Source organism: Methylobacterium sp. P3_A11, from assembly GCF_056403155.1.
In genome coordinates this window covers 1-7,514 of record NZ_JBFUGA010000171.1, presented here as the reverse complement: position 1 = coordinate 7,514, position 7,514 = coordinate 1, and the positions used below count along the sequence as shown (strand labels likewise).

Genomic DNA, 7,514 nt, shown 5'->3' with positions numbered 1-7,514 from the left:
GGCCAGCCGCGTCGCCGAGCCGCCCGTAGAGCAGCGGCGCCGCCAGCGCGCTGCCGCCGAGCGTCCAGGTGTAGAACACCGCGAAGGCCCGCTCGACCCGGCCGCCCGGGGCCAGCTCCGGCACCGTCCCGTAGAGCACCGACGAGGTGCCGTTCAGCATCACGCCGAGGAGCGGCAGCAGGATCAGCCCGGGCGCCAGCGGGAGGACGATCACCGCCAGGATCGCGAGCGCCGTGCCGGTCTCGGTGAGGATCACGGTCCGGGTCACGCCGAGGCGTTCCCCGAGGCGCCCGCAAACCGCCTTGCCCAGCGCGCCGCCGACGAAGACCAGCGACAGCGCGAGGCCCACCGTGGTCAGCGCCGCACCCTTGTCCTGCAGAAGGAACGGCAGGTACAGCAGGAAGGCCGGCCGCGCGGCGTTGTCGAGCATGCCGATGGCGACGAGCAGCCGGAAGCCGCGCCGCGAGCCGGCCGCGGGTCGGCTGGCCGTCCGTCCGGAGGGCGTGCACTCGCCGCGTGAGGCCGGCTCACGCGGCAGCAGCCACCCGACGGCCAGCGCGACCACGATCCCCGCGCCGGCGATCACCCAGAGCGCGTGCCGCCAGCCCGTCAGCGTCAGCAGCAGGCCGACCACGGGCGGGACCGCCGCCTTCCCGAGGTCGCCGGTGAAATTGTAGGTGCCGAGGGGTCCCCGCGCCCCGGGGCCGTAGGCCCGGGCGATCACCGCCGAGGCCAGGGGATGCTGGGTGCTGCTGCCGGCGCCGCCGAGCAGGAGCCCGATGCCGAGCCCGATGAGGCCGCCCGAGGCACCGGCGATCGCGTAGCCGGCCGCGCTGAGGAGCGTGCCGAGCACCAGCACGGTGCGCGCGCCCCAGGACTGGGCGAGGCGGCTCGCCGGCATCTGCAGCGCCGCCAGGGCGCCGTTGTAGAGGGAGCGCAGGAGGGCCAGGGCCACGTAGTCGAGCCCGAACTCCGCCTGCCAGACCGGCAGCAGCACGTAGATCAGGTCGGTGTAGCCGTCGTGCAGGGCGTGATTGAATCCGGTGGCCACCAGGGTCCGCCGGGCCTCCGGCAGGGACGCGGTTTCGGAAGACGCGGTCAGATCGGACGCGACGGACATCCAGCCATCCTTCGTGGTTCCGAGCCAGGATGGCGCCCTGGCCCGGGGCTGACAAACGACTTAAGCTGACGCTCGCGTGAGGAAACCTGACCCGTGCACCGCCGCCTGCCGCCGCTGAACGCCCTGAAGGCCTTCGAGGCGGCCGCGCGGCACGGGAGCTTCACCCGGGCCGCCGACGAGCTGCGGGTGACCCACGGGGCCGTCAGCCGGCACGTGCAGATGCTGGAGGGCTGGCTCGGGCTGCCGCTGTTCGAGCGCCACAACCGGCGCGTGGTCCTCACCGAGGCCGGCAGGGCCTACGCCACCGAGATCGGCGCCGCCCTCGACCGGATCGCCCTGGCCACGGCCCGCCAGGCCGAGCGCGGCCGGCCGCGCCTGCTGCACGTGAATGCGCTCGCCACCTTCACGTTGCGCTGGCTGATCCCCCGCCTGTCCGGCTTCCAGGTGGCCAACCCCGCGATCGAGGTCCGGCTCACGACCTCCAACGTGCCCCTGGCGCACCTCGCGGAGTCGTTCGATGTCGCGATCCGCGGCGGTCCGGAGACGCGCCCGGGCCATCGCGCGGAGCCGTTCCTGTCCGAGCGCCGCATCCCGGTCTGCAGCCCGGCCCTCCTGCAGCGCCTGCCCCTCCAGACACCGGAGGACCTCCGGCAGCACACGCTGCTGCACGCCGCGACGCTCCCGCGGGTCTGGCCGGACTGGCTGCAGGCGGCGGACGTGCCGGACCTGCAACCGCAGGCCTCGGTGACGCTGGAACACTTCTACCTGACCCTCCAGGCCGCCCTCGACGGCCTCGGGGTCGCCATGGGGCCGGAGCGGCTGATCGCCGACGACGTGGCGGCCGGCCGCCTGACCCTGCCCTTCGCGGCCCCCGCCCTGCCGGCGCGGAGCTACTACACCTACGTCCCCGAGCCGCGAGCCGAGGACCCGGCGGTGCGGGCCTTCTGCGCCTGGCTCGCCGACGCGGCCCGGCGGCCGTGAGATCCCGTCTTTGCGAGCGGAGCGAAGCAACCCAGTGTCGCGCCACACTGACAGGCGTCGCGCTGGCCTGGATTGCTTCGCTGCGCTCGCAAAGACGATCGTGGCGCGCAGTCGGGGATGGCGCGCCTCCTCCGTCCGGCGCATGGATCGGATCCGGAACGCCCCCGATACAGTCCGGGTTGGCGTCAGACGCTTCTGCCGAAGGTGACCGCATGGCGCGCAAGCGTCTCCGCCCGACCATCGAGAGCCTGATCGAATCCCTCGGGCGGCTCGGCCTCTCCCCGGACGCGGTCGACCTCGACCGGCTGCTCGCCCAGCTCGACCTGCCCGATTACGGCGCCGAGGTGGAGGACGACCGCGTCGCCGGGGCGCTCCGCGCGATGCAGGCGGCCCGAGCCTTCGCGGAGACCGGAATCCCCGCGATCCGGAAAGCGATCCCCAATCTCCGGGCCGTGGTCACCAAGGACCACCGCATCACTTGGCTGATCCGGACCGAGATCCCGCTCCTCGACAACGGCCGCCTGGACCTGCGGCTCGACATCGCCCCCGAGCCGGAGGCGGCCGAGATCCTGGCGCGCATGGGCGCCCGGAACGACCCGGCCCACCGCCTGGAGCCCTTGCGCGACGCCGTGGCGCGCACCGCCCTTCAGGCGACCCGCGCCCTGCACAAGCCGGTCGACCGGCTGCGGGCGCAGCTCCTCGTCGACCTGCGCGAGGTCGGGGCGGATGCCGCCGCCTACATCGCCCACATGGACCGCTCCCTCCGGTCCCGGGTGTTCACCTACGGCCCGAAGCTCGCCCGCGGCCTCAACGACACGCTCACCCCCGTGCGCCGGCACGCCAAGGCGGTGGCCCGCGAGGGCTCGCGCCTGCGGCGCCTGCGCGATCAGGTCGGCTTCGGCGCCTATATCGAGCGCTTCACCGCCGCCCGGCGCCTCAACCGGACGATCCTGTTCCACATGGGGCCGACCAATTCCGGCAAGACCTACGCGGCGCTCCAGCACCTGATGGCGGCCGAGACCGGCGCCTACCTCGCGCCGCTGCGCCTCCTGGCGCTGGAGAATTTCGAGACCCTGCGCGAGCGCGGCCTGCGCGCCGGCATGATCACCGGCGAGGAGGTGCTGGGCGAGGCCAACCCGACCCACACCGCCCGGACGATCGAGACCGCCGACCTGACGCGGCCCATCGACGTGGCGGTGATCGACGAGATCCAGATGCTGTCGGACCCCGACCGCGGCTGGGCCTGGACCAACGCGCTGTTCGGCGTCGCCGCCAAGACCGTCATCGTCTGTGGCTCCGACGACGCCCTGTCGTATGTCCGCCGCGCCGCCGAGGCCGCCAACGAGTCGCTGGAGGTGATCCCCTTCACCCGCAAGTCGCCGCTCCTGCTCCTGGAGGAGCCGGTGCCCCTGGAGAAGGTCGAGGCGGGCGACGCGGTCGTGGCCTTCTCCCGTCGGGCCGTGCACGAGAATCGCGAGATCCTCGTCGCCCGCGGCCACCGGGTGGCGACGATCTACGGCGCCCTGTCGCCGGAGGTCCGTCGGGCCGAGGCCGCGCGCTTCCGCTCCGGCGAGGCCAACGTGCTGGTGACCACTGACGCGATCGGCATGGGTCTCAATCTCGGGCCGCTCAAGCGGATCGTGTTCTCGGCGGTGCGCAAGTGGGACGGGACCGCCGAGCGGGCGCTGACCCACTCGGAGATCCGGCAGATCGCCGGCCGGGCCGGCCGCTACGGCCACCAGGATGTCGGCTACGTGGCGGCGACCGACCCGTTCGCCGCCGAGCCGATCCGCACCGCCCTCTCGGGCGCGCCGACGGCGCCCGCGGCCGACACGCGCTTCTTCGTCCGCCCGGATCTCGGGGCGATCCGCTCGGTGGCCGAGGAGATGCGCACGCACAGCCTGTACGAGGTGCTCACCCACTTCGCCCGCGCGACCTTCTACGCCGGCTCGCCGTTCCAGCCCTCGGCCCTGGAGGAGGTGCTGGAGGTCGCCCGGATCGTCGACCGGGCGCGGCTGCCGATCGAGGAGAAGTTCGCCTTCTCGGTCTGCCCGATCGACCGGCGCGACGAGATCGCCATGGGCCTGCTGGAGCGCTGGTGCCAGGCCCGGGCCGCCGGACTCACGGTGCCGGCGCTCCGGGGCAATCTCGCGGGCGCGCTGGACTACCAGGAGCGGACCGTGAAGCTCGCCAGCGCCTATCTGTGGCTGTCGCGGCGCTTCCCCGAGACCTTCGACGACGTGGACGCCATCCGCCACATGCGCGGCCGCGCCAACGACGCCATCGAGCAGCACCTGCGCGAGACCGCGACCCGCAAGGCCGAGCGCCGAACGCGGCGGACGGGCGGGGCGCGATGAGGCGGGACGGGACCACGCCCGGGGACTGTTACGGATTCCGCTGCGCGACGCCCCGAGGCGGCGGGGACGCCCATCGCCGGCGGGCCGTATCCGCCCGGTGAGAGGCGGCGTCCGGGGCGGCCGAGGCCCCGCGGCCTGCCATCCCGGCACGACCCGCCGAGGCGCGGCGGTCGCCCGCGACCGCCTGTCGCGTCGGAAAGATCCCGTGCCGGGCCGCGGATTCGTAACCGCGCCGAGCCCTTCGTTGAGCTCGCGGTCCTGGCGGCCTATGCATGGACCCCATGGACCTCCAAGCCTCCGCCCCACTCGCCTGCGCGTCTCCCGTCCGCAAGCCGCCGGCCGCAGCGGCGGCGCCGTTCCTGCCCATGAGCCGCGCCGAGATGACGGCGCTCGGGTGGGACGCGTGCGACATCGTTCTCGTGACGGGTGACGCCTACGTGGATCATCCGAGCTTCGGCATGGCCATCATCGGGAGGCTGCTGGAATCGCAGGGCTTCCGGGTCGGCATCATCGCCCAGCCCGACTGGCAGTCGGCGGAGCCGTTCAAGGCGCTCGGCAAGCCGCGGCTGTTCTTCGGCGTCACCGGCGGCAACCTCGATTCGATGGTGAACCGCTACACCGCGGACCGGCGGCTGCGCCACGACGACGCCTACACGGCGGGCGGCGAAGGCGGCCGGCGCCCGGACCGCTGCACCATCGTGTACACGCAGCGCTGCCGCGAGGCCTACAAGGACGTGCCGATCGTGCTCGGCGGCATCGAGGCGTCGCTGCGCCGCATCGCGCACTACGATTACTGGTCCGACAAGGTGCGCCGCTCGATCCTGGCGGACGCCAAGGCCGATCTGCTCCTCTACGGCAACGCCGAGCGCGCCGTGATCGAGGTGGCGAACCGCCTCGCGGCCGGCGCGGCACCGCACGAGCTCGACGCGATCCGGGGCGTCGCCCTGTTCCGCCGCGTGCCCGGCCATTACACCGAGCTGCCCGCCGACGACCTCGACTCGGCGGACGAGGCCGCCACCCGCCGGCCCGGCGACACCGTCATCCGGCTCCCCGCCTACGAGCAGGTCAAGGACGACAAGGAGGCCTATGCCCGCGCCTCGCGCGTCCTGCATCGGGAGGCCAATCCCGGCAACGCGCGTCCGCTCGTCCAGCGCCACGGCGACCGCGACCTGTGGCTCAACCCGCCGCCGATCCCGCTGACCAGCGACGAGATGGACGCGGTCTACGACCTGCCCTACGCCCGCGCCCCTCACCCGTCCTACGGCGACGCGAAGATCCCCGCCTGGGACATGATCAAGTTCTCGGTGACGATCATGCGCGGCTGCTTCGGCGGCTGTACCTTCTGCTCCATCACGGAGCACGAGGGCCGCGTCATCCAGAACCGCTCGGAGGGCTCGATCCTGCGCGAGATCGAGCGGATCCGCGACAAGACCCCGGGCTTCACGGGCGTGATCTCGGATGTCGGCGGCCCGACGGCGAACATGTACCGGATGGCCTGCAAGGACCCGAAGATCGAGGCGGCATGCCGGCTGCCCTCCTGCGTCTTCCCGGACATCTGCCCGAACCTGAACACGTCGCACGACGACCTGATCCGGCTCTACCGCAAGGTCCGCGAGGTGAAGGGCGTCAAGAAGGTGATGGTCGCCTCCGGCGTCCGCTACGACCTCGCGGTCCGAAGCCCGGAATACGTCAAGGAGCTCGTCACCCATCACGTCGGCGGCCGCCTGAAGATCGCGCCCGAGCACACCGAGCGCGGCCCCCTCGACAAGATGATGAAGCCGGGGATCGGCACCTACGACCGCTTCAAGGAGATGTTCGACGCCGCTGCCAAGGAGGCCGGCAAGAAGTACTACCTGATCCCGTACTTCATCGCGGCGCATCCGGGCACGACCGACGCGGACATGATGCACCTCGCGCTCTGGCTGAAGAAGAACAACTACCGCGCCGACCAGGTCCAGACGTTCCTGCCCTCGCCGATGGCGACCGCCACGGCGATGTACCACACCGAGGTCAACCCCCTGCGGGGCGTGCGCCGCGGCGGCAGCGAGCCGGTCGAGGCGATCAAGGGGCTGCGCCAGCGGCGGCTGCACAAGGCGTTCCTGCGCTACCACGATCCCGAGAACTGGCCGCTGCTGCGCGAGGCGCTGCGGGAGATGGGCCGAGCCGACCTCATCGGGCCGCGCCCGGACCAGCTAGTGCCGTTCTCCCAACCGCCGGGAACAGGCGCAGGCGCGGGCAAGGCGGGGGACCGGCCACGACCCGTGCGCCACGGGGGTGGCGGCCTGCGTTTCACCACGAAGGGCGTCCCGCTGAGGAAGTGACGGTCTCGTCGCGGGGAATACCCGGGCCGGGGGCGGGCGCCCTCGGACCGGCCCGGGCGATCCGGGCACCCGGATATGCCCGTGATCGGGGACTGGATCCGTCGGTCCGAAGGTCTCGGGCATGGGCCGGCACTGGCGACGCAGCGCGACGGGTCGGTTCCGACGGGTCCGCCCTTCGAGCGGCCCGCGGGCTCGGAAATCCCGACCACGAAGGACTGAACGCACGAAGAAGCCGGTCCGCCTGAGCGGACCGGCTTCTGATCGACGGGGATCGATCGTCCTTGAAAACGAAAAACCCGCCGCGCATGTGAGCGTGGCGGGTTGTTTGGTATTGGGATTTGGTTGCGGGGACAGGATTTGAACCTGTGACCTTCAGGTTATGAGCCTGACGAGCTACCGGGCTGCTCCACCCCGCGCCAAGTGTGTGCGGCTGGTCCGGAGTGCGCCGGCTCGTGTGAGCGCGGGCGGTGTGTCCGGGGCCGGATCGGTGTTCGTGTCGAGGGAATGCCGGTCTGGACCGGTGTTGTTTGCGATGGGCGGGTCTGGCGGCGACCGACTCTCCCGTGTCTTGAGACACAGTACCATGGGCGCTGGCGTGTTTAACGGCCGAGTTCGAGATGGGATCGGGTTCTGGGCACGCCGCTCAGGCCACCAGACCGGCGCATCGCAACTTTTTTGGGACTTGGCTGCGCAGGGTTCTGCGACGGCCGGTGTCCTGTTCGGCAAGCATGCAGC

Annotated in this window: 4 protein-coding genes, 1 tRNA gene and 1 rRNA gene; 3 read left to right on the top strand and 3 right to left on the bottom strand. The window is 72.1% G+C overall.

Annotated features, from left to right (window positions below):
• Positions 1–1,120 (bottom strand): MFS transporter (locus AC1DXK_RS29380; RefSeq protein WP_477299603.1); only part of this gene is annotated, 1,120 nt, incomplete at its 3' end.
• Between the two features lie 93 nt (positions 1,121–1,213).
• Between AC1DXK_RS29380 and gcvA the strand changes: the two genes are divergently transcribed.
• The 3 genes from gcvA to AC1DXK_RS29365 all read left to right on the top strand — a co-directional run bounded on the left by gcvA (position 1,214) and on the right by AC1DXK_RS29365 (position 6,779).
• Complete coding sequence (gene gcvA, locus AC1DXK_RS29375) at positions 1,214–2,101, top strand: transcriptional regulator GcvA (RefSeq protein WP_477299602.1); 888 nt, start codon at positions 1,214–1,216, stop codon at positions 2,099–2,101.
• Between the two features lie 212 nt (positions 2,102–2,313).
• Positions 2,314–4,458: a helicase-related protein gene (locus tag AC1DXK_RS29370; protein ID WP_457107485.1), complete on the top strand. Its 2,145-nt coding sequence runs from the start codon at positions 2,314–2,316 to the stop codon at positions 4,456–4,458.
• Between the two features lie 272 nt (positions 4,459–4,730).
• Entirely contained in the window at positions 4,731–6,779 is a 2,049-nt protein-coding gene (locus AC1DXK_RS29365) for a YgiQ family radical SAM protein (RefSeq protein ID WP_477299601.1), read from the top strand.
• 339 nt (positions 6,780–7,118) lie between these two features.
• Here AC1DXK_RS29365 and AC1DXK_RS29360 read toward each other — a convergent pair.
• Both AC1DXK_RS29360 and rrf read right to left on the bottom strand, forming a co-directional pair.
• Positions 7,119–7,195 (bottom strand) — tRNA-Met (locus AC1DXK_RS29360).
• Positions 7,196–7,319: 124 nt separating this feature from the next.
• Positions 7,320–7,435: ribosomal RNA gene (gene rrf, locus AC1DXK_RS29355) — 5S ribosomal RNA — on the bottom strand.
• Positions 7,436–7,514: the final 79 nt, after the last annotated feature.

Excerpts from the sequence above, each read along its gene's own strand:
- AC1DXK_RS29370 (WP_457107485.1), top strand. The coding sequence starts at position 2,314 with ATGGCGCGCAAGCGTCTCCGCCCGACCATCGAGAGCCTGATCGAATCC.
- AC1DXK_RS29365 (WP_477299601.1), top strand. The coding sequence starts at position 4,731 with ATGGACCCCATGGACCTCCAAGCCTCCGCCCCACTCGCCTGCGCGTCT.